The sequence below is a fragment of the Lactococcus sp. FSL K6-0773 genome, from assembly GCF_038006485.1.
Lineage (GTDB): Bacteria > Bacillota > Bacilli > Lactobacillales > Streptococcaceae > Lactococcus > Lactococcus lactis.
Window position 1 is genome coordinate 633,815 of the sequence record NZ_JBBOVF010000001.1, and the last position, 23,528, is coordinate 657,342.

A 23,528-nucleotide genomic window follows, 5' to 3' on the forward strand; every position below is an offset into this window, starting at 1 on the left:
TCTTCATCACGGTGAAAGAAAATCAAATTTAAACAGTAGATAGGTAAATATAAAGCTGAATTTTTTACGCGAGATTACTAATCACCAAATAATTAATCTATTGATTTACTAATAACCGCTCTGATAATTTCTTCACGACTTTTTAAAGCCTCATTTTCAAAAATCTTTTCGTGATGTCTTACTAGGAGTTCACAAATATATAACTGTGATATTTTACCAGATAAAGAACCACCATCAAAAAATTCTTCAGCTGTTGTTTGTAGCACAATGTCTGAAAGCTGAGCAATTGGAGACACTAAATTACTGGTTATTGAAAGGATTTTAGCTGTATGTCCTTTAGCGATTTTAAGCGATTCATATAAATCTAAAGTCCTTCCTGATAAAGAAATTCCAATAACCAAATCAGTGTTTTTTAGAATAGCGGCCGTTTGCGCCTGAAAGTGAGTATCACTAATTGCTTTAGCTTGAATACCAATCCGTAAGAACATTGCCTCCAAATCTTTTGCCGTATTTCCGCTTAAGCCAACACCAAAAATATAAATTGCTGAGGCATTTGAGAGTAATGCAGAACTCCTCTCCAATAGTTCTATAGACAATTTTCTTTTTGTTGTTTCTAGACTGTTGACAATTTTTCTCTCTTTTTCGTCAAAGAATAGCTCACTATCTTTAGCCTGAGATTCTTTTTGAGAATAGTCTTCTTTTGCTATCTCAATTTTTAAATCTGAGAATCCTGAAAAACCTAATTTTTGACAGAATCTGATAATTGTCGCATCCCCTACATGAATCTCACTTTTAATATCATTCATCGTTCCATAAATAATATGATTAGGTGACTCTAATACATAGTTAGCAATTTTTTTCTCAGATTTGGTAAGAGTTTTATATTTTTCTTCAATGACTTGTTCGATTTTCATAATATCCCTTTGGTAAATGTAGTTAGCTTTTTCTTTATTTTACTATTTTTTTATATTTTTTATAATTAATTAGAAAAAGTTGACAAAAATGTAAGCGCATGCTATATTAGTTATTGGAGAATTACTCCATTATACCTTAAATTGGAGGATAAATAAACGGTGAAAAAAGAAGTATTTTTAGACAAAGTAAAAAATGGTATTATTGTATCCTGTCAGGCTTTACCTGGTGAAGCTTTATATTCTGAAAAAGGTGGTATAATGCCTTTGATGGCTAAAGCAGCTGCACAAGCGGGAGCCGTTGGAATTAGGGCAAATTCTGTAAGAGATATTAAAGAAATTCAAAAAATAGTTGATTTACCAATAATTGGTATTATTAAAAGAGATTATCCACCACAAAAACCTTTTATTACTGCTACCATGAAAGAAATTGATGAGTTAGTAGCCACTTCTTGTGAAGTCATCGCCTTGGATTGTACCTCTAGAGAACGTTATGATGGCCTAACTATTAATGAATTTATCAAATCAATCAAAGAAAAATATCCAAACCAACTTTTGATGGCAGATTGTTCAACCTTTGAAGAATGTAAAAATGCATATGAAGCTGGGGTAGATTTTGTTGGTACAACGCTTAGTGGTTATACAGATGAAAGTCCAAAACAAGATGAACCTGATTTTACCTTACTTGAAAAACTAGTTGAGGAGAAGATTCCAGTCATTGCAGAGGGAAGAATTCATAGTCCAGAACAAGCCAAACGCGTTTATGATATCGGTGTTGATGCCATGGTTATCGGGGGAGCAATAACCAGACCTTTTGAGATTGCCACACGATTTATAAAAGCAATTGGTGAAAAATAGTAGCCCATTCATCAGAATAAAAAAAGATACCTCCAAAAAGGATGGTGTCTTTTTTTTATGCTTATCTCTCGTTTACATTTTCTTTATTAACCTGAGATCTTTCCCAATTATCGACTAATATCTTCTTATATTGAGGTCTTTCAATCGCTGCTTTTGCATTATACTGCCTTAATTTGGTAAATGAAAATCCACTGATTAAGGCTAAACCTACAAGAAGTATCGCAATTTTCTTTGTTTTTCTCTTTATATTTTTAGAGAATAAAGCTCTAACCATAAGAATCATTAAGATACAGATAATTGTTGGTATAACAAATCTGAAACTTTTGAAAGGTGCAATTCCTAAAAATTTAGTTACTGGTGAAATAAAGTAAGTTCCATAAAAGAGTGCTGTCATTCCGACAATAACAATAGCTCTAAAGCGGCTTAACGGACGGAATAAGAGATAGAGTGAAAAGAGTTGAACACTACCAATAACCAAAGTTACATCACTGATAAACTCCTTATAATGAGTCACAAAGTGTCCATCAGTAAATGTCGTATAGATTGGGAATTTATAGGCCAAGCTGAACATTACAAATATAGCAATCCCAATAATAATTCCCGTAGGGAGAGCGTTGTCTCTAATTTTTTGGAGAATATCATCTTCATTTCTTTTTTCATCTTTTTCTAGCACAAGTAGAGCACTAGGAATTCCGACGGTAAAGATACCCATCATCATTAAATTTATTGATTCTAATGGGAAGAGATGACGTGTAATTAACAATAGAACTGTTAAGGTAAAGATGTATATCACTCTTAGAAGATTCATACTAGCGACACGTGTAATATTATTAATTACCTTTCTTCCCTCTTTGAGAATATTTGGAAGAACAGAGAAATCATTTTTCAATAGAATAAATTGAGCAACTGACTTTGTAGCTTCATTACCGCTTCCTAAGGCAATTGGACAATCTGATTTTTTAAGGGCAAGAATATCATTAATTCCATCACCAATCATTCCCACAGTATGACCATTTGCTTGTAAGGCAGCAATGATATCACGTTTTCTTTCTGGAGTTATGCGACCGAATATTGTCTTTTCTTCTACCACTTCCTGTAGTTCTTTTTCACTTTCAGGAAGTTCTGATAGACCAATATAATCCGCTTCTAAACCGACCTCTTTTGCAATAAGTGAGACCGTTTTTGGATGGTCACCCGAAATAATTTTAATCTGAGTCCCTTGTTTTTCAAAGTATTCTAATATTTTTTTAGCTTCTTTTTTAGGTCTATCTTTTAAGAAAATAAGACAAAGAAGTTGGCTTTTTTCTCCCAAAACATTATGAGAGAGAGCGAGAATTCTATAACCTTTTTCCAAGGCTTCCTCAATATCAGCTTTTTGTTTAGAGGTAACCTCTTTCGCTACTAAATCAAAAGCTCCTAAAATATAATTTCCTTTATTTTTAATTTCTACAGATTGATATTTAGTTTCTGAGCTAAAAGGTTGGTATGAAACTAATTCAAAGGTATTTTGTTGACCACTAGTAAAATATTTTGTCAAAGCCTCCATTGAGGAATTTTGTTCTTTATCTAAGGAGATAATATATGAAATGATATCATTTGTTTCAGCTTTATCATTATAGTATAGAACATTTTCAACATTCATTTGTCCTTCAGTAATTGTTCCCGTTTTATCTAAACATAAAACGTCAACCCTAGCCAATGTTTCAATTGCTGATAATTCTTGAGTCAAAACATCCATTTGTGAAAGTTTAATGACACCTAAGGCCAAAGCAACTGATGTAAGCAAGACTAATCCTTCAGGAATTAAACTTGTAATCGTTGTTGATGTTCCAACAATCGCCATCTTTCTTTGAGGAATCACTGATAAGTTTAATGATGAAAAGACGAACTGGTTCAGCAAAACAAGAATTGAAATAGGAATAATTCCTATTGCGATAATTTTTAAAATTTTATCAATTTGTTGTTGAATTTTTGATTTTTATTTTTTTAAAACTGAAGCTTCTTTTGTGAGTTTACTGATAAATGTATGATTCCCGACTGCCTGAACTTGTGCTTTTGAAGCACCTTGCATGACAAGACTACCTGAATAGATGAAATCACCAACATGTTTTTCGATAAAATCAGATTCTCCGGTAATCATGGATTCATCAACATCTAGTCCTTCTTCCAAACATATCGCATCAACCGGAACCTGAACCCCTTTTTTCAGACAAATAATATCCTTTAAAACAAGCTCTTCTTTTTCAATACTTACTTGTTCACCTGCTCTTATCACTTCTACTTTATCTTGTTTTAGAAAAGAAAGTTTTTCAATAATTCTTTTGGCTTTAATTTCTTGATAGATGCCAATTGAGGTATTAGAAATAATTGAGAAAATAAACAGCATATTTTTATAAGAACCAATGATAAATAACACAACCGCAAGTACTAGATTGAGTAAATTAAATAAGGTCATTGAATTTTTAATGATAATATCTTTATTTGAATTCCCAACTTTAACCGTCATGATATTCAAATTTCCAAGTCTTTTTTGTTCTTCGACTTCTGCATTTGACAGTCCTTCGGTCATGTTTACTTTATTCAATATCTGCTTTTCCTCCTAAACTAATTTCTTTAATTATTATTATATCTAAAATTTTACCTTTTTTTCTTACATTTTTGAAAGTATTTGAAAAATTATTTTATCAAAAAAGTTATTAGAAGGCTAATAATTCTAATAACTTTTTAGCTTTTAAATTATCTATTGATTATAAAAGATTTTTATTTGTTCAATATCAGACAAGTAAAAAAGTCGCCTCATGCAGTGGCTAAAAAAACATGCATTAAAAGACGTTTTTCTACTAAATTTATCTTTTGGAGATTAACCCTCTGGTCTGATATTAATAAAAAATGCTCGCATAAGTTCAGCAAACCTTTTGACTTTTAGTAGACAATCAAGGTCTTAGTGAGTATGAATGATTTGTAGCATCTATTACTCTACTCTTGAATAATTAACTTTCAGTTGAATATAGGAAGAATTTCTCCAAAATAAAAATCACTAAAATTTTCAAGTGATTTTTATTTTTCAATATTAATGTATTTTAAAGGAGTCAATTCATCCTTATTAAGCCCTATATACAAGACCATTTATAATATCGGACTAAGTAATCTCGAAAAGTTTTGCTTGATTTTAAGCCAGATAGATTGTTGGGCAATTTCTTCATCAGTAAGTAGCTTTGAATTTCTTAAGTCTCCCTCAAAGGTCCTGCTCATCTCTTTTGCTACAGTTTCATCATAACAAAAAGCACTTATCTCGAAATTTAATTCATAACTGCGAATATCTTGATTAGTTGTACCAAATACTCCTAATTTTCCATCCATTACAAGAGTTTTAGAGTGTATGAAGCCATTTGTATAATTGTATATTTTCACACCGTGTTTATGTAGATAATTTGCGTAATATTGTGTTGCTCTAAAAATAAACGGATGATCTGGCATATTGGGAATCATAATTCTTACATCAACACCAGAATTCGCCGCTGCTACAAGCGCTGTTATCATAGAGTCATCAGGTATCAAGTAAGGCGATTGAAGCCAAATATAGTCTTCCGCATCCATAATCATTTTAATAAAACCTGTTCTTAAGGTTTTATTATCACTCTCTGGTCCGTTAGCGACAATCTGAATATCAATGTTCCCTTCTTCTTCCGGTACCACAAAATATGAATCTTCTCTTTCAAGCTTATCTTTAGGATCTCTGACTGAAACATTCCAATCTCGAATAAATGTTTCTTGAAGACCAAAAGCTGCTGTACCAACAATTCTACCGTGTGTATCGCGCCAGAAGCCAAACTTTTTACTGTTATAAATATATTGATCACCAACATTAAATCCGCCAGTCCAACCAATTTGACCATCTATCACTACAATTTTACGATGTAAATGATAGTTAAGTCGGGTTTTTGTTAGTGTATTACGCGATGTGATAAAGGCTGTGACCTTACCTCCTGCCTCTTCCAAAGGTTTAAAGAAATCCTTTCTCGTTTTTCCTCCCCATGGATCGTAAACTACTCTAACTTCCACCCCTTCTTTAGCTTTTTCAATTAGATTATCGCGAAAAGCAGTTCCAATTTTGTCATTAAAGAATGCATAGTATTCTACATGAATATTATCTTTAGCATTCTTTATGTCATCAAACAAGGCTGAAAATTTATCTTCTCCATTCAGATAAAAATTCACTTTATTCCCACGACAAAGTGGTGTACGTTCCATATTATTAAAATACCTTTTCAGTAATCTTTCATGGGGTGCCATTTCTTTTGGCTCAAATTTTTCATTATTTTCACGCACCCTTTGAGCAAGAATAGACAGATTATATTTATTTTCTTCTTCAAAACGATTTGTTGTTGTTCGATCAAGCCCTCTTCCTAAAAAAAGATAGCCAAGGAAACCAACCCCTGGTAAAAAGAACAAGAACATAGACCACGCAAAAATACTGGCAATAGACCTAGGTTTCCGAAAAATTGTCACAAGGGCAAGCAATGTGTTAATCGTTATTAGTGTTCCCATCAAACTATAAATTGTCGCAAGTGACATAAAATATTTCTCCATAATCTCCATAAAATAATATTATTTATCTAATTATATCAAAATTTATTGGATACTTTATGTATTTTATCTAAGCAAAATTTAATGTTATTTTTATAAGTATTATTGATTCATTAATTCTTAATGCATTTGTCTTATCTATAGCATTTAAATAAACCAACTCTCAGCCTTTTCTTTGCCACGCGCCATTGCAGTAACAAAAGAAAGCCTATCCACAATACATACATCTTTTTCTTTCAGTATCAAATTTTCAAAATTCATCTCATTGATTTTTTCTCCTCAAAGGAAATATTATATGTTATCAGACACGCGGATGCTTTTCTTGAACAAGAACTACCAGTAATTATTTTAATCTTTTTTTCTCCTATTTTTTTACTTTTTAACGTATGATATATGGTTCAATCAAACTGAATGACATCTCCTAAACTAATTGTTCCATTTCTATCTGCTTGTTCATTTTCTTCAGTTAACCCTGAGTTATTGATATAGGATGGAAAACCTCACATAAGAATTCCAATAAGGTAGAATCCGGGCCATCCATTAAGTCAAACCGAGAGTCATTAAAAACCCACCCAAAATTCCAAGTATCATTGTTAATGGTATGTTGCCACATCTCTTCATCTACGTTATTAAATCTTTCATCTGTTGTTACCATATTTTCTAAAGGATAGATCCTTTTCAAGAAATCTATTTCTTTAAGTCGTCCATAATATGGATAAAAGTATTTTTTATCACTCCCAAAATAGATCTGTTCAATACATCCATTTTCAAATAAGTCGAAAATATCATGACGTATCAATTCAGTAATTTCCATCTTTTCAATCTTTTTTATATTTATTCTAATAAAATTAATTGATAACTTTCAAATACAATAACAAAACAGTATTTCATTAATACTGTTTTATTAATACTTATGTAGCACATTTCTTTCAAAACATAATATAGCAAAATACAAAAATATTTACGATTAAAAGTTTTAATTATTCTACCGGATTCGTTAAATTTGCATGTTCTGCAATTAATTATGAAACAACATCGTTCGTTTTCGAAAATTATTCTCTCATTGAATCCGTTTTAGTGATGGTTGATTTTGCCACCCAAGTCCCACTATTAAATGGATTTTGAGCCATTGTGTTTGATTTTCAAGATAAAAATCTCTTGCCATTTTACTCAACTTAACCGACTTAACAACTGCTCTTTAGAGCTCAGTAGAGCCGTTTGTCTCATTTCACCAACATTCACAAAGATAATGTTAGCCGTATGTCAATAATAAAGAATAAATTATATATCTTTTAAATAGGAAAATGCACTTATTAAGTGCTTTTATTATCTCTATAAATTAAACCCAAAATAACGAGTGTTTACTTTGCTGTCTTTATTCTCTGACAACTCAGTTTTGAGGTTTTATTTTACATAAAAAATAATACAAGGAAAGGTATGTAACACCAAATTTCAAACAGAATCATCGTTGTAAAACCTTGTTAAGCTATTGAATTGCCGCTTGAGAATTCGAGCTGGTCTAAATACCAATATCATAAATAGAAAATTCCCTAATCCATGCATCAAGTCAAAGGGGAGACCAGCAATATAATAAATTTCAAATGATGAAATTTGTAAAACAAAAACCTCAAACATTGAGATTACAATTCCATAAATTAGCCCCAGTATAAGGCATAATATTGCTTGCATAATTAAAAACTTCATAATATCAATTTTTATAAACAGCCAATATAAAAAAATTATTAGAGAATATGCTAGTAACTGACCGACTACCCAGTAGCCCATTCCTAGATAAACGGATGTTGCTATAATCGTCATGTCAGCAATAATAATTGCTTCGCTCAATCCAATGTTTAAACAAATGAGTAAGTAGATTGTTGTTAAAGGAGTAATATTTGGCAGATATGAAAATGGAAAACGAATTACGGAGCACAGTGCTATTGTCATCGCAATTAGCGTAAGCTTACGAACTGTCAATTTAGTATTTTTCCAAATAAAATCTGATTTTTTCACCATTTATTATTTTAACGCCCCCTGCGCCAATCACTGATCTTTTTCCATTTATATCAAACATTAAATAAATTGATTCTTTTGTATTCTGCCTTAAATTACCGACAGAGGTAATAAAGCCCTCGTGCTCTTTTGCATTCAACTGAGAGATTGCAAATGAAAGTAAGGTAGTGCCTTTTTTTACTTGATAACGCTTTGATTTTCCCTCAATTATTACAGTAACTGTGTTCTCTTTATTTGAGTGTGCATTTGACGTATTTCTTGGCAGTTCACTCTTTGAGGTGAAACAAGCTGATAACATCAACAATGCAAAAACTAGAGCGACTATCACTTGGAGATTTTTAACTATTTTTTTCATACGGTCTCTTCTGTCCTATCAATCATTTCGACATTTTCCATTTTTTCAACAGAAATGCACGAAAGCCTCTTCCTATTTCTTTCCAAAATGCAAAACATACAATTACTATAACTAAAATATTATTGATGATATATGTGACATCGGCTCCAATAGCTGATGCTAAAAATCCTGTGTACAGGATTCCAAGAGGGACGATCAAATTTGCAGAAAAAGAAAGGAGAGCAAAAAATCGACTTTGAATATTTAGGGGAACTTGGCTCTGAAAAAAAGACGTCATTGGTACATTCACTAAAATTGTAATAAACCCAAGTAACACTTCAAAGAAAAGCATTAGTCCAAAGAAAACAAAAGCATTAAAAGAGATTAAAAAAACTGATGAAAATCCAATTAAAACCATGACCAAACTGTTTAGCACGAAGAGTTTGGAAATATGCTTTCTGAACTCAATTTTTGAGTTTTTAGCAATGAAAATCCCTGATAATATTACACCTATTGAAAAGGCAATTGACACCAGTCCAAAAATAGAAGTTGGAAGATGATATTTTTGAATGGCAATCCCTGGGTTCGTCACTTCTTCTGATGAAGCAACAAAAAAGTTAAGTGCCATAATGAGCAAAAAATATTTTAATATCGCTTTTTCTGTCCGAATAAAATGAAGACCTATCCTAAATTTCTGGACAAAACTTTCTTCAACAATTTGATCATTTCCTCCGTTCTTACTTTCCAATGGAATAAACGCAATGACCACAGCTGCCAAAACATAAAGTATAGCTAAAATTAAAATAACACTTGAGAAACCGAACACTCCATACACCAAGGTTCCAAGCATCGGTGCACCGAAAACAGAAAGGTTATCTAAGATACTTCTAATACCATTATATTTTTCTAATTCTGATTCATCAACAAGTTCAGTAAATAGAACTTTTGAAGATAAACGCAAATTGCAAGTCCAAGTTAGCCAGCCAAGCTCATCTCATATGAACTCTTATAGTTGAACATTTTTCTTGGATAATGGTTCATCCAATACTCGATAGCGGCGACTTCTTCAGGGGTCGTCTTTGTTGTGCCTTTTGGCAGATGCCTACGAATCATTCGGTTATGGTTTTCATTCGTCCCTCGCTCAAAGCTCGCGTAGGCGTGTGCATAGTAAACTGGACAGCTTACGACCTCAGAGAGCCTTGCAAATTCATGGCCATTGTCAGGGGTAATGGATTTGAAGTCATAACTTTTTTGAAGTTCCACCAGCTCATCATTGACCGCCTGTGCTGTTTTCCCATCAATCAAGCGAATGATCTCCGTGCGGTATTTTCGCTCTGTGAGCGTCAAAAGCACCTTGTTCTTAGCTCTCGTAAGAATGACCGTGTCAATCTCGTAATGCCCCACTTCTAAGCGATTGTTAATGAACTCAGGCCGTTCTTCAATAGACTTGCCAAAAGGATGCTTTGGCGCACGAGGTTTGATTTTCTTTGCCGCCTTATACTGCGGATAGAAAAGATGATGACGCTTGGCTTCTAACCAGCCCCAGTTGACCCAATTGTAGAGGCTGCTCAGAGAAACTCCTTTTAGAGCCTGATGAATGACTTCCAAAGAGTCCTTGTCTTCTTTAAGACGTGTACTCACATAACAATCAATCTCAGTCGTGAGTTTACTCGGACGAACACTGTGAGCCCTCAATCCTTCATAATTTTCTTGAGCCTTTTTAGCAGAGTATTTTACCTTCCGCTTGAGCTGGATTTCCCCTCGCTTCATCTCTCTGTCAATCGTCCCATGAGCTTTATTCAATAAGCGCGCAATCTCACGGTTGCTCAGTCCTTCTTTATTGTGCCAACGTTCAATGTTTAAACGGTCTTGATTGGTCAGGTGTTTCCCTTTGCTCTGGCTTGTGATAGAATAGTCTTGCATCTGAATTTCCTTTTTATACTATTTGGTCGAACTTCTAGTATAAGAGATTCAGATGTTTTTTGCTTGACTCAAGGTGGCTAACTTCATTTTACAATTTGCGTTTTGAAGATAAATCAAGCATCATAGAAAAAATTGCAACTAAGATTGCAAAACAAACAAGATAAATAAAGTCATAACGCCCAAACTTTAAGAGCATAGACTCAATACTACATAAGATTGCAAGAGTCAAAACTGAAAAGAATGTTACTTTCTTCTTTTCATATTTTTCAATCCACACTACCATAGCTGGAGTAAGCAAAACACTCGGTAACATTGTAATCGTAAAAAATAAACCCGAAAGACTTAAAGAATGGGTTGTTTTCAAAATGAATAACGGGAATACTACGGGTAATATTGCTCCTGCAAACTCAGATAAGCAGCGAGAAATAAACAAATATTCAATTTTAGACAAGACAACTCCTTAAAATCTGAATAAGACCAGAAAAAGAGAAAGTCTATTACTTTCCCCTTATCAAAAGATTAGCAATACTTTGTGTTCATCTCAGAATCTACTGCTTGAGCAGAATCTTTTGTGGATTGTACTTCCATCACTTCAGCAAGTGATTTAATTTTTTCAAAATCCATTTTTCGCTCTCCTTTATTAAAATTTGTATTTTTTCTCCGGTGAGGATTTATACATAAACCTCATATCATGACTTTCAATACCTTTGATTCCAGAGCGTCCACGATCAGCTTTTCTAACTTTTCAACAGGTAAATTTAAGCCCGAGCGTGTTATCTCAGTAAACCATTCCTGAATCTTATGCGAAATCGTGAAGTATTTTAATAACTCATGCCCCAAAACATTAGTCTGTATCACTTCCTTAAACATCTTGTTGTATATCAACAAATCCGTTGAATTATAGTGCTCAAAAAAATAATCGTTCAGGCATAATTTATATTTTCCTTCAAAAATTTCATCCATAGTAGAATATTTTTCTTGTGAATTTTCAAGTTCCAAAAAATCATAATAGGCTAAATCTGATTTAATATTATCTAAAGCAAAGGTAATCTTAGCATTTCCTATCTGCAAATCTGAAGTAGGATAAGAAAGAAATATTCCATGCTTAACATTATACAAAAGAGTCATCTGCGTTTCTTCATCTATAATCAAGCTAACATAGCGATTTATTTTAAGACTTTCATTCTCAAAACAGAATCCATAAACCTTATAAGAACGTTCTGCTGCCCTTTTTTCACGTTCGTTGATTAAATCAATTTCTGATGGGAGAATAGACTTAGGGAATTCAATATCAAATTGTTGAGCATCAAAAGAGGTTTGCAGAGAAATTTTAGAGCTACGCATCGTGCTCACAAGTTGTTTGGCCTCATCTGATATCAAGCCTTCGTGAATATTATAATCCCGAGAGAGCCTTAAATCTTCATCATCAGCTGGTTCTAAAATTTCAATATTAAATACTTCGGGTTTCTCATAAACGCCTGCGCCCACTTTAAGTCCAAACGTGCCAAATCCCTTTGTAGAATAAGGAAGGCCATAATCCTTTTTGGATTTCAAAATCATTTCATTTGCAAAATGATAGGTATTCTTTGCTTCTTCTAAGGTTTCTGTCGGAAATCCTGTCATAAAAAAGAGGTGAACCGAAATTCCTGCTTCAAAACAATTTATAATATTGGGTTCAATCCAAGCAATATCAATATTTTTATCCATCAGGTCCAGTACCCTTTGATTATAAGATTCAAGCCCAAATTGAATATTAGAACATCCCCCTTTTCTCAAGATTTGTGTCGTATCTGCGGTAAGCAACTTTGAAAAGCGGGTTTCGCAATACCATGAAATGTCTTTCTGCTCATTGTCAATCAGTAACTTTGCAATTTGCTTCATTTTAGGCACAAGAAATGTTTCATCTACAAATGAAAAATGAGAAATGCCGTATTTTTCCTTCACAACTTCCATGTTTTCTACGACTTTTTTAGCAGGCATATGTCTAAATTTCCCCCCTGAAGCGTTAGGAATTGTACAGAAGGTACTCTTATTTACGCAAGCTCTTGAGGTATAAATGGGAATCCATAGATTATCTGTGAAGTATTTGGAAAAATCAAATCCATCAAAATCTGGCGGTAAGCTATTTATTGTTTTAGACTCTACGATCTCATTTCGTTTCAAATTTCTATGATCATCCAAATAATATAGATTAGGAATGTTTGAGTAATCTTTATTGTTTTCCAACTGCTGTAAAAAAGATGATAAGTTTTCTTCACCATCATAAAGAAGCATAGAGTCAATGTAGTTCCAAAAAGGATGTAGATTACCAATAAGTGATGAAATACGAGTAATAAAATTACCGCCTAACTGGATGTGTTTTACGCTTGGACATAATTCTTTAATTGCCTTACACATTGTTAAAGTTGGAATGAGTTGGGTATTTCCTGTGACAGAGAAACCAATATATTCAATCTCTTGATTTTTAATTTCTTCAATGGTTGAACAATCCTTTTCAAAATATTCAATGAGTGGATTGGCTGCTCTATCTGATAATGCTTTCATTATCTCTGAAGTGGAATCGTGCGAATATTTGAAATGCATGCTGTTAAAATCGATTTCGAATCCTTTATAAACTTTTCCTGCAAGATAATTCAAATTGGATAAAACATTCCAAGCAAACTTTCTTTGCCAAGACTTTGAATCTTTTGAGCGTATTACATCTTTTGCTTCTTGGATATGTAATGTTGAATTGAAATAAATACTCTTTTTTAGAGTTGAAGTTTCTCTACTCATCCGCTTGAAAAACTGTTCTGAGAAGAAAAAGTCATAAAATTCAACATTTTCATCACGAATTAAAACCTCTTGATTATTTTGTTGAAGATAGGCTTTTAATACAGGCAAAGATAAATAGGGCCCCCGTGGATCCCAACCTGGCGGAAAAATTAACATTGACTTCATCATGAGTACTCCTAAAATAAAATCTCAATAACTAAACTAAGTTATCGAGATTTTATCATTTTATCTTAAATATTTTTTAAACTTTTAAATATATGAAAACATTACAATTCTCCTAAATCGTAAATCTCTTCATAAAGCTCCTGAGCTGCTTGAGTATATCCATATTTTTCGATGTCTTTAGCACAATCTTGCATCATTAGTTTCCCTTTTGGGTCCTCCAATAGATGGAGATAATGTCCTTCCAAATATCTTAATGTAATGGCTTCTTCAAAAAACTCAATCGGTATTTCGATTGTCTTAACACGATTAAGACAAACCAATGCCTTCTCTAATTTTTTTCGATTAAGCCAGGTGTCTGCAAGATTCAACATTGTCCGAATGACCATTTGTTGGTTCTGGTGAACATTTTTATAGTAACTTGACTTATCAAATATTTCTGTACCATAATAATCCAACATATTATCGTCAAGATAATGCTGACAAACACTGAACACCCAAATTTCATACCTCCCCCACTGTTCTACTAAATCCAAATAACTCATCAAAACATCAATATCATCTTTGGTGGGCTTCCCACCAGCAGTAGAAGCGAGTGATACCTTAGATACAATGTAATTTAATTTGAAATATTTTTTATCCGAATTTTTTTCTGATTTCTCTTTCCAATAATGCAACCATTTTTTGATTTGATTCAAGTCTTTGATACGATGGGCTTCTCGAAGCTCATCATGAAAAGTATAGTCTTCAGACAAGGAATAATTATCATAAAAATCTTGAAATTCATCTAACGAGAGTTGAGTGTTTTGGAGCAAAAGTAAAAATTTATCAATCGTGAGTGAGGTTTCTCCACGTTCAAACTTTGATTCCTGAGCCAAAGAGAATTCATTTGCCGTCACTTCTCTAAGTGTTAAGTGCTTCGCCTCTCTAAGAATCGAAAATATCTTGCCAGTTTTATTTCCCATTATTTTTTCGCTTTCTCATATATTCAAACAAATTATACCAAAAATCTCTGTAAGGTATGAGGTATGTGCTCAGAGTGATATTATGGAACAAAAAAATGGAGCTTATACTCCATTTTTACGCTAGTCTTCATCCTTTGCAGTCCCAATGTGTGGTTCCAAACGATTAGCTGGATTTAGTCATAATGCATTGTGAAACTTCTCGCTTGCTTTGTTGCGTATGCTGTTGTATTTTCTGAGACAATTATATGCGCTCAAATTCTTGTACCACTGTACCCATTCAAATTTAAATTATTTCTTATTTATATATACTCGTTGTTTATTTACGTCCAAGCATTTTTCTTCAAATTAGACTAAATCACTCTAAATATCACTTTTTATTTATTCATCTTAAATTCTAAATATAAATCATTATAAATTCCAGTCCAATATGGATTAAGGTTTTTGTAGGCTTCATCGTCTTTGATGGTTGCTTCATCTGGATAAAAGGATTTATTATCTCGAATTTCTTTGGGTAAGAGGGCTTTGGCTTTCAAATTTGGGGTTGCATAACCAATCCACTGCGCATTTTGGGCTGCATTTTTGGGTTCTTGCATGAAATTGATAAATGCGTAAGCTGCTTTGACGTTTTTAGCTGTTTTTGGAATGGCTAAATTGTCATACCAAATGTTTGTTCGCTCGGGGATAACGTATTTCAAATTTTTATTTTCAGAGGTCATCTCTGCTGCTTGTCCACTATAGACGACAGCTAAAGGTGTTTCATTATTAATCATGTAATTCATGATTTCATCACCCAAAATTGCTTTTACATTTGGCGTAAGTTTTAGAAGATCTTGATAGGCTATATCTAGCTCTTTTTGGTTGGTTGTATTTAATGAATATCCATGTTTACTAAGGACCATTGCCATAACGTCACGCACACTGTCTGTCAGTAAAATTGAGTTTTTGTAAGTTGGTGACCAGATATCATTCCACGTTTTTGGTGGCCTTGTTACTGTTTTTGAATTATAAACAATCCCTAATGTTCCCCAAAAGTATGGAACAGAATATTGATTTCCTTGGTCAAAAGCCGGATTTAGGAGTTTAGGGTCATCATCTTTTAAACCTTTAATCTTACTATGGTCTAGCTTAATGAGCAAATTTTCTTTGGCCATTTTTTCAATCATGTAATCGGAAGGAACAATCAGGTCATAAGCTGTTCCTCCTTGTTTGACTTTTGAATACATGGCTTCATTGGAATCAAAGGTCATATAGTTTACTTTATAACCTGTTTCTTTTTGAAATTTACTAATCAAGTCTGGGTCGATATACTCTCCCCAGTTAAAAATGGTCAGGCTATTATTTTGAGTTTTGACTCCATCAGCAGCTTTCATTCTATTAGTAATCAGCCCTAACGAGGCAGTAATAATCAAAATTCCTACAAAGAAGTATGATAATTTTTTCAAGTTTCTCCTTTCTATACTTTGAGCTACAAAGTATCAGTAAAATAGTTTTAAGTCAGATTTGAAGATTTTCCAACAGTTTCTGAATCTCTCATAATATAATAATAGCCTATAACTAATAGAATTGAAAAGAGAAATACAAGAGTAGAAAGGGCATTAATTTCTAAAGAAATTCCGGCGCGAGCTCTGGAATAGATTTCAACTGATAGGGTTGTGAAATCATTTCCTGTGACAAAGAAAGTGACAGCAAAATCATCTAAAGAATAAGTAAATGCCATAAAGAAACCAGCAATAATTCCTGGTGTTAAATAGGGCAGGGTAATTTCACGCATTATTTGGCTTGAATTTGCCCCTAAATCATTTGCGGCATCAATGAGTGAACTATCCATTTCTTGATAAAGCGGCATTACCATCAGAACAACAATAGGGATAGAGAAGGCAATATGACTGAGTAAAACAGACATAAAACCAAGTTTTATTCCAACAATTGTAAATAAAATCAGGAAGGAAGCACCGATGACAACGTCTGGGGAAACCATTAAGACATTATTTAAGCCCAGTAAAGTTTCACGACGTCTTCTCTTGAATTTAACAAGGTTCAAAGCACCAATTGTTCCAATAACTGTAGCAATCAGTGAGCTTAAAAAGGCGAGAAAGAAAGTTTGAACAACAATCAGAATTAGACGACTGTCAGCAAATAACGTTTTGAAATTATCTAATGTGAAACCTGTAAATTTGCTCATATCACTTCCGGAGTTGAATGAGTAAAAAATAAGGTAAAAAATAGGTGCATATAAAAGGATGAGGACAAAGGTGAGGTAAACTTTACCAAGTGAATTTTTATTTCGCAAATCAATCTCTCCTTTCTTTCGTCATTCTCATGACAAGCAACATGGCTACAACTAAAACAACAGCAATGGTTGAACCCATTCCCCAGTTTTGTGTCGTTAGGAAGTGTTCTTCAACGGCCGTACCGAGTGTGATGACTTTATTCCCACCGATTAAACGCGTCAACATGAAGAGTGACAAACTAGGAATAAAGACAGCCTGCACTCCAGCTCTAACACCGTTTAATGAAAGTGGCCAAATCACTTGAGTAAAAGTTTGGAAACGTGAGGCGCCTAAATCGGCACTCGCATTTACCAAATTATCATCTAAATCATTTAAAGCATTAAAAATTGGTAAAACCATAAAGGGAATGGAAATATATGATGCGACCAAAATAAAACTTAGGTCAGTAAATAGAATCTGTGTCCGTCCAATTCCCAAAAACTGTAAAAAGTTATTAACTGAACCATATTTACCAAAAATTCCAATAAAGGCATAAGCTTTGAGTAACAAGTTAACCCAAGTAGGTAAAATAATAAGCATGAGCCAAAATTGTTTCATTTTTAGTTTGGTCAAAACATAAGCTACGGGGTAGGAGATGACAAGGGTCGCTACAGTAATAATCAGTGCGTAGAGAATAGAGTTCCATGTCATTAAGAGGTAAGTTCCGCTAGAAAAATAGAGGATATAATTGTTAAGGGTAAAGTGACCATTTAAATCAAAAAATGATTGCCATAAAAGCATGGCCAAAGGGACGATAACAAAGAAAAGAATCCAGAGAAAATAGGGAACAGAATAAATTCTTTTGGTCACTTATTGGCCCCACTTTCTTTATTTTCTGACTCAGGTTCATTCTCTTGCTTTTGTAAAATTTCATTCACTGTTTCAGCAAGTTCTGTCAATTCCATCGTGTTTTCAAGCGCTTCTTTAACGGCTTCTTGAATGGCAGCTTCTTCTTCGGCATTTTCTTCTTCGACAGCATTAGCTAAACCGACCGTTTCTTCTTCTTCAACATATTCTTCAATACGTGCGTCAAATTCTTCTTCTGTTTCATTAAGACGCATGATGTGAATGGCTTCTGGGTCAAAATCGAGTCCAACTGTTTCTCCAACAATGGCTTTATGTGTTGAATGAATGAGCCATTCGTTATTAAATTCATCGTAGGCTACAATTTCATAATGGACGCCACGAAAGAGTTGAGTATCTACTTTTACATTGAATTTGCCTTCGTCAGGAAGTGTAAACCAGATATCTTCAGGGCGAATAACAACCTCAATTGGTTCATTTTTACGCATCCCACCATCGACAGCTTCAAATTTCTGACCATTAAATTCAACGAGGTAGTCTTCAATCATTCTTCCGTTTAGAATGTTTGATTCACCAATGAAATCAGCAACAAAATGATTAATTGGTTCATCATAAATATCAGTTGGAGTCCCTGATTGCACAATTTCGCCTTCATTCATGATGAAGACCCAATCAGACATCGCTAGCGCTTCTTCTTGGTCATGCGTAACAAAGATAAATGTAATTCCAAGACTTTGTTGTAACTCTCTTAATTCATATTGCATATCTTTTCTGAGTTTCATATCAAGTGCTGAAAGAGATTCATCAAGTAAGAGAACTTTAGGGCGATCAATTATGGCACGGGCAATAGCTACCCTTTGTTTTTGCCCTCCTGATAATTTAGTAATTGAACGCTTTTCAAAGCCATCTAAGCGCACGAGTTTTAAACTCTCAGAGACACGCTTGGCAATTTCCTTTTTATCTACCCCTTTAATTTTAAGAGCGAAAGCGACGTTATCAAAAACGTTCATATTCGGAAAAAGAGCATAGGATTGAAAAATAGTATGAACATTTCGTTTATTTGCGGGTAAGTCATTAATTCTTTTATTATCAAGAATAACATCACCATCGGTTGCATCAAGAAGCCCAGCAATAATATTTAAAATTGTTGATTTTCCTGAACCTGACGCGCCTAAAAGAGTATAAAATTTTCCCTCTTCTAGTTCAAATGAAATATCTTTAAGAACGGTTGTATCAGTGTCAGCATAAGTTTTACTGACATTTTTAAATTCGATAATTGTTTTTGACATTTTTTTAATTCCTTTGAATATAAAGATGTGATAAGCCGTAAAATTGCTTGTAAGTAATATAAAAAACCAAGCCAACGCTTGGTTTCATCATCAATTTAAGTTTTCTGATTCCAAAAGGAAAAACAGAAAAATCTAGTGCAGAGTCTATACAGCAGAAGAACTTTTAATACTCTTATTGATGCGCCAAAGCGTGTTTTTCTTGGGTGGGGCTTTTATATTCCCCATAACTCCTAAAAAGAGTTAATCAATAAGGCAACGAAAGTCGCCAATTTCGGCTTTTGACCCGGCTGTCCGTCTGGCCTTGGCTCAATTTTTACTGACAAATCGTCAATATTTTACTGACGAGATGTTATTTTTACTGACGAAAAGTATTTTTGAGAAATTTTTAGTTTCATCAGTTCAATGGGACCAAAGGAAGTCATTGAATCGGTGGGTAAGGGAAGTTTCAGCTTTGCTGAAATTTCTATCAGTAAATTAAATCCAGAATTCAACCATTAAGTTAGCAGATAGAAAGGTCTAATTTGCTGACGGTTTATTCATCAGTAAAATTGAGCGGTCAAATCTTCTGTATATGCACAGAACACCATTAATTATAGCTTAAATTAGATGATTTATCAAGTTGAAATTTGAAAAAGACAGGAAAATCCTGTCTTATTTTTCACCGATTATTCTAACTTCAGGTTCAAGAGTGACCCCTGAGTTTTCTTTCACTTTATCAATAACATGTGCGATAAGTTTTTCATAATCTGTCGCATTTCCATTTGCAACATTAACCATGAAACCTGCATGTTTTTTGCTAACTTCAACACCGCCAATGCGTACACCTTGTAGATTAGCTTCTTGGATTAATTGTCCAGCAAAATGACCGACTGGGCGTTTGAAAACTGAACCGCAACTTGGATATTCCAAGGGTTGCTTACTTTCGCGCAGGAAATTGAGTCGATTCATTTCATTTTGAATTTGAGTCGGATCACCTGCTTGGAGTTCAAATTTTGCTGACAAAACAACCAAATTTTTGTCACGAATGACAGAATGACGGTAGCCAAATTGCATTTCACTTGCAGTCAGAACCGAAATGTTTCCGTCAGTATCCATAACTTTGCAACTTACCAAAACTTGAGAAATTTCGCCACCATAAGCTCCAGCATTCATGAAAACAGCACCGCCAATTGAACCTGGAATTCCGCAGGCAAATTCAAAACCTATCAGTGAATTTGCTTGTGCCACTTGTGTTACTTCTTTTAATTTTGCACCAGCTTGAGCTTCAATCGTATAGCCAGCCACTTTTACTGACTCTAATTTTTCAAGTAAAATCACAAGGCCACGAATTCCACCATCACGCACAATCAAATTTGAAGCATTTCCAAGCACAGTAACTGCTGTGTCAGTTGATTTTGCTTTGACTAATAATTCTGTCAGTGCTTCAATTGTAGCTGGAAAAGCTAAGATATCTGCTGGTCCACCTACTTTTGTATAAGTATATTTTGATAATGGTTCATTAAATTTAACCAGCAAATCTGGGATATTTTCAAGGTCAGTTTCTTTTATCATATCCTTATTTTATCATTTTCTATTAAAGATGACAATTTTGTCTTAAATTTCGGCTTTAACTTTCTTTTTATTCAAGAAACCTTTAGCTTTATCGAAGATATCAATTGGGAAGGCTTTGCTCAAAACATTGCACAAACCAAGCGCTAAATTGAAATCAATCATACTGTGAACAAGACCACCAAAACCAATCAATAATAGAAGATTAAGTAGAGCAGCTTGATCAATATTTGCAAAACCTAAAGAATAAAAGACATAAACTACTAAAGTTTCCAAACCAGCATGAAAAATACCGAGAATAAAATTAAAAATTTGGATTTTAACTTTTTGATGAACAAGTTCAGGATGTTTCTTTAGGACATAAGCACCCACTGTCATTACAGGGAGATGCATAAGGGCACGCAACCAAATAGTTGGTACCGGAATACTAATCATAAATCCTAGGGTAGTTCCTAGAGCAACAAAAGCGGTCATTAATGGACTGAAAAACATGGCAGCCATTACGGGAACATGTGAGGCAAGCGTGAATGATGCAGGACCAATAATAATTTTAGCCGGCATAATCATTGGAATTAAAATTCCAAGTGCAGTTAGCATCGCAGCAATAATCAGATTTCTGACTTTTGCCTTTTTTGTTTGAGCCATTTGAGTTTCCTTTTCTTTTTAAACTCTTGCTTTAAAAAAGCGGACAGTAGGGCAATAATGGTTTTTCATTTAAATCACATTTCCTGTCAATAAAAGAAATTTAATTATTCATTACTTTTAATTTTAAAAAAATGATCAATCAAAAACCTTGTTCTGACAAATAAAATGAAAGTTAGTGAACTACTTTACATTCTTTTTTGCTTTAATGATTATATCATTTTATATGTAAAATAATCAAGAAAAAAATCTGTATTTATAATACAGATTCTTTTACTTGTAATCCATTACTGTCAACTTCCAAGGAATAAAGTTGACCAGATAAATTTTGCTCATTAATTTTTTCTGTCAGTAAATTCAGCTTATCATCGGGTAAAAGTAGCATTACTGTTGGTCCCGCCCCAGATAAATAAGTTCCATAAGCACCAAATTCATGGCCAATTTCTCGCAAAATTTTCAGTTCAGGAACTAAAGAAGCGCGATAATTTTCATGAAAATGGTCAGATTCTATCATTTGCCCAGCAACTTTTAAATTTTTTGTCAAAAGACTGGCTGTCAGTACATTTGCAATAGAGCTGGCAGCAACGGCCTCTTTGTAAGCCAATTCCTTAGGTAAAACTTTTCGACTTTCAACAGTTTTTAACTCATAGTCTGGAACAAAAGCTAGAAGTTTACATGAAGGAAAGTCTGAGCTAACATAATTCGTTTTGTCAGCAACAGTACTTGCTATAACTAAATTTCCTAAAAGTGCTGGCGCAACATTATCAGGGTGCCCTTCAATTTCACAAGCAAGTTCAAGTTTTTCTTCTGTTGTCAAATTTAGCTTTGCTAGTTGATTAGCTAATTCAATCCCAGCAATAATGACTGAACTTGATGAACCCAAACCTCTTGCTAAAGGAACTTCCGAAGTCATTTTCAAATGATATTTTGCTGACAGACTACTATTTTTAGCTTTCAAAACTGCTGACAGCGTGGTCAGTAATAAATTTTTTTCGTCAGTAGGAATATTATTTCCTAAATCATGGTCAATTTTCCAATCATTACTTTCTTCAAGTACTTCCACTGTCAAATACAAGTTGACCGCAATACCAATTGAATCAAAACCTGCGCCTAAATTTGCTGATGTCGCTGGTACAATAATTTTCATTTTCCTAGTCCCCCAAAACTTTAAAATAATTAAGTAATTTAAAATCTACTTCTTCTTTTAATTTATCTTGAATGGCCAAAAGTTGAACGCGGTTAATCTGATGACTGATAATCACAACAACTGCGCGATGTCCATCACCTTTTTGTTGTAAAACTTGTTCAAAAGAGACATCTTCACTTGTAAATAACTCCACCAAGCGCAATAATTGCCCAGTTGAATCTGGTGTTTCAACGGAAAAATAATATTTATTTACAATATCGTGAGGATTAGCTAAGCTCGTTGGACGTGCGTATTCATTAAATGACTTCCCAATTGTTCCATCTTTTTCCCGTTTAACAATTCGAACAATATCAGCTAAAACACTCGTAGCGGTTGGCTTTTGACCTGCTCCCGCCCCATAGAACATTGAATCCCCAATTCCATCTGATTCAATAAAAACAGCATTCATAACACCATTGACACTGGCCAATGGATGACTTTTGGGAAGAAAAGTTGGGCTAACCTCAGCGAAAATTCCTGATTCAACCTCATTAATTTCACCTGTCAATTTTAAAACATAGCCAAATTGTTGAGCAATCTCAACGTCAGTTTTTTGAATCGTTCTGAGGCCAGATTTAGAAATTTGATCAGGACTTAGCGTCATTCCGAAAGCAAATTCACTTAAAATCGCTAATTTATAACTGGCATCAATTCCGTCAACATCATTTGTTGGGTCAGATTCAGCATAACCAAGTTCTTGAGCTTTGGCCAAAGATTGGTCGTAAGTCCATGCCTCCTCTGACATTTTTGTCATCATAAAATTACTTGTTCCATTAAGAATTCCTAAAAGATGTGTGATTTTGTCTGATGAAAATGAATTGGCTAAAGTTCTTAAGATTGGAATCCCACCAGCAACAGCCGCTTCATAATATAGAGCAACATGATGTTTCTCTGCCAAAGCACGCAATTCAGTTCCATGAACAGCCAGTAAATCCTTATTGGCTGTGACAACATTTTTACCCGCTTTAATCACTTTCGTAATGTAGGTCTTAGCTGGTTCAATCCGTCCCATCAACTCAACAACAATTGAAATCTCAGAATCAGCCAAAATTTCTTCTAAAGTTAGAACAAAATCATATTGATAACCCTGTGCTCTAGCTTTTTCAATTGCTTTTTCATCTCTCATCAAAACTTTTGAAATGACGATTTCTTCATCTAAAATTTTTGATAGTTTTTCTTTATTCTCAGAAATTAAAGTTGGAAGCCCAGTTCCAACTGTCCCAAACCCCAATATTGCTATATTTACTGTCATCACTTCTCC

The 23,528-nt window shown here is 33.8% G+C and carries 21 protein-coding genes; 1 reads left to right on the forward strand and 20 read right to left on the reverse strand.

Translation table 11 applies throughout. The features are described from left to right. Positions 1–92: 92 nt before the first annotated feature. Positions 93–914: a MurR/RpiR family transcriptional regulator gene (locus tag MHB61_RS03045; protein ID WP_003130139.1), complete on the reverse strand. Its 822-nt coding sequence runs from the start codon at positions 912–914 to the stop codon at positions 93–95. 159 nt (positions 915–1,073) lie between these two features. Here MHB61_RS03045 and MHB61_RS03050 point away from each other — a divergent pair, with 159 nt between their 5' ends. Beyond that, on the forward strand, positions 1,074–1,769 hold the full coding sequence (locus tag MHB61_RS03050; protein ID WP_003130140.1) for an N-acetylmannosamine-6-phosphate 2-epimerase: 696 nt from the start codon (positions 1,074–1,076) through the stop codon (positions 1,767–1,769). Positions 1,770–1,830: 61 nt separating this feature from the next. On the opposite strand, the gene MHB61_RS03055 is transcribed toward MHB61_RS03050, so the two are convergent. The 19 genes from MHB61_RS03055 to MHB61_RS03145 form a co-directional block, all read right to left on the reverse strand. Then, on the reverse strand, positions 1,831–3,738 hold the full coding sequence (locus MHB61_RS03055) for an HAD-IC family P-type ATPase (RefSeq protein WP_310915990.1): 1,908 nt from the start codon (positions 3,736–3,738) through the stop codon (positions 1,831–1,833). A 9-nt stretch (positions 3,739–3,747) separates the two neighbouring features. Further along, positions 3,748–4,353: a P-type ATPase gene (locus MHB61_RS03060; RefSeq protein WP_228763115.1), complete on the reverse strand. Its 606-nt coding sequence runs from the start codon at positions 4,351–4,353 to the stop codon at positions 3,748–3,750. 542 nt (positions 4,354–4,895) lie between these two features. Next, on the reverse strand, positions 4,896–6,344 hold the full coding sequence (gene cls, locus MHB61_RS03065; protein WP_021214497.1) for a cardiolipin synthase: 1,449 nt from the start codon (positions 6,342–6,344) through the stop codon (positions 4,896–4,898). A 478-nt stretch (positions 6,345–6,822) separates the two neighbouring features. Then, positions 6,823–7,170 (reverse strand): AbiJ-related protein, encoded by a 348-nt coding sequence (locus MHB61_RS03070; RefSeq protein WP_003130146.1) that lies wholly within the window; start codon positions 7,168–7,170, stop codon positions 6,823–6,825. A 638-nt stretch (positions 7,171–7,808) separates the two neighbouring features. Continuing rightward, on the reverse strand, positions 7,809–8,372 hold the full coding sequence (locus MHB61_RS03075; protein ID WP_010905797.1) for a hypothetical protein: 564 nt from the start codon (positions 8,370–8,372) through the stop codon (positions 7,809–7,811). Continuing rightward, complete coding sequence (locus MHB61_RS03080) at positions 8,335–8,724, reverse strand: DUF4430 domain-containing protein (protein ID WP_003130152.1); 390 nt, start codon at positions 8,722–8,724, stop codon at positions 8,335–8,337. Before MHB61_RS03080 ends, MHB61_RS03075 begins: the two co-directional genes overlap by 38 nt. Positions 8,725–8,746: 22 nt before the next feature. After that, positions 8,747–9,664, reverse strand: coding sequence for an MFS transporter (locus MHB61_RS03085; RefSeq protein WP_014570588.1), 918 nt, complete (start codon positions 9,662–9,664; stop codon positions 8,747–8,749). A 14-nt stretch (positions 9,665–9,678) separates the two neighbouring features. Further along, positions 9,679–10,626 carry an IS30 family transposase gene (locus MHB61_RS03090; protein ID WP_003130410.1) on the reverse strand — a complete coding sequence of 316 codons (948 nt, stop codon included), beginning with the start codon at positions 10,624–10,626 and terminating at the stop codon, positions 9,679–9,681. Between the two features lie 88 nt (positions 10,627–10,714). After that, positions 10,715–11,077, reverse strand: a complete 363-nt coding sequence (locus tag MHB61_RS03095) for a hypothetical protein (protein ID WP_032398529.1) — start codon at positions 11,075–11,077, stop codon at positions 10,715–10,717. A gap of 233 nt (positions 11,078–11,310) precedes the next feature. Beyond that, on the reverse strand, positions 11,311–13,557 hold the full coding sequence (locus MHB61_RS03100) for a B12-binding domain-containing radical SAM protein (RefSeq protein WP_262652227.1): 2,247 nt from the start codon (positions 13,555–13,557) through the stop codon (positions 11,311–11,313). A gap of 110 nt (positions 13,558–13,667) precedes the next feature. After that, positions 13,668–14,528 carry an Rgg/GadR/MutR family transcriptional regulator gene (locus MHB61_RS03105; protein WP_003132129.1) on the reverse strand — a complete coding sequence of 287 codons (861 nt, stop codon included), beginning with the start codon at positions 14,526–14,528 and terminating at the stop codon, positions 13,668–13,670. A 374-nt stretch (positions 14,529–14,902) separates the two neighbouring features. Then, the gene (locus MHB61_RS03110; protein ID WP_003132128.1) at positions 14,903–15,970 is read right to left on the reverse strand and encodes an ABC transporter substrate-binding protein; all 1,068 of its coding nucleotides are present in this window, start codon (positions 15,968–15,970) and stop codon (positions 14,903–14,905) included. A gap of 47 nt (positions 15,971–16,017) precedes the next feature. Then, on the reverse strand, positions 16,018–16,818 hold the full coding sequence (locus tag MHB61_RS03115; protein ID WP_014570584.1) for an ABC transporter permease: 801 nt from the start codon (positions 16,816–16,818) through the stop codon (positions 16,018–16,020). Between the two features lies 1 nt (position 16,819). Beyond that, the gene (locus tag MHB61_RS03120; protein WP_003132125.1) at positions 16,820–17,608 is read right to left on the reverse strand and encodes an ABC transporter permease; all 789 of its coding nucleotides are present in this window, start codon (positions 17,606–17,608) and stop codon (positions 16,820–16,822) included. After that, entirely contained in the window at positions 17,605–18,891 is a 1,287-nt protein-coding gene (locus MHB61_RS03125) for an ABC transporter ATP-binding protein (protein ID WP_003132123.1), read from the reverse strand. The genes MHB61_RS03120 and MHB61_RS03125 overlap by 4 nt, the downstream gene beginning before the upstream one ends. Positions 18,892–19,542: 651 nt before the next feature. Further along, complete coding sequence (murB, locus tag MHB61_RS03130; protein WP_003132121.1) at positions 19,543–20,442, reverse strand: UDP-N-acetylmuramate dehydrogenase; 900 nt, start codon at positions 20,440–20,442, stop codon at positions 19,543–19,545. Positions 20,443–20,484: 42 nt separating this feature from the next. Then, complete coding sequence (gene niaX / locus MHB61_RS03135; protein WP_003132120.1) at positions 20,485–21,084, reverse strand: niacin ECF transporter S component NiaX; 600 nt, start codon at positions 21,082–21,084, stop codon at positions 20,485–20,487. Positions 21,085–21,337: 253 nt separating this feature from the next. Then, a complete protein-coding gene (thrB, locus tag MHB61_RS03140) occupies positions 21,338–22,228 on the reverse strand; it encodes a homoserine kinase (RefSeq protein ID WP_003132119.1) in 891 nt (296 codons plus the stop codon). 4 nt (positions 22,229–22,232) lie between these two features. Continuing rightward, a complete protein-coding gene (locus MHB61_RS03145; protein WP_003132116.1) occupies positions 22,233–23,519 on the reverse strand; it encodes a homoserine dehydrogenase in 1,287 nt (428 codons plus the stop codon). Between the last annotated feature and the right edge of the window lie 9 nt (positions 23,520–23,528).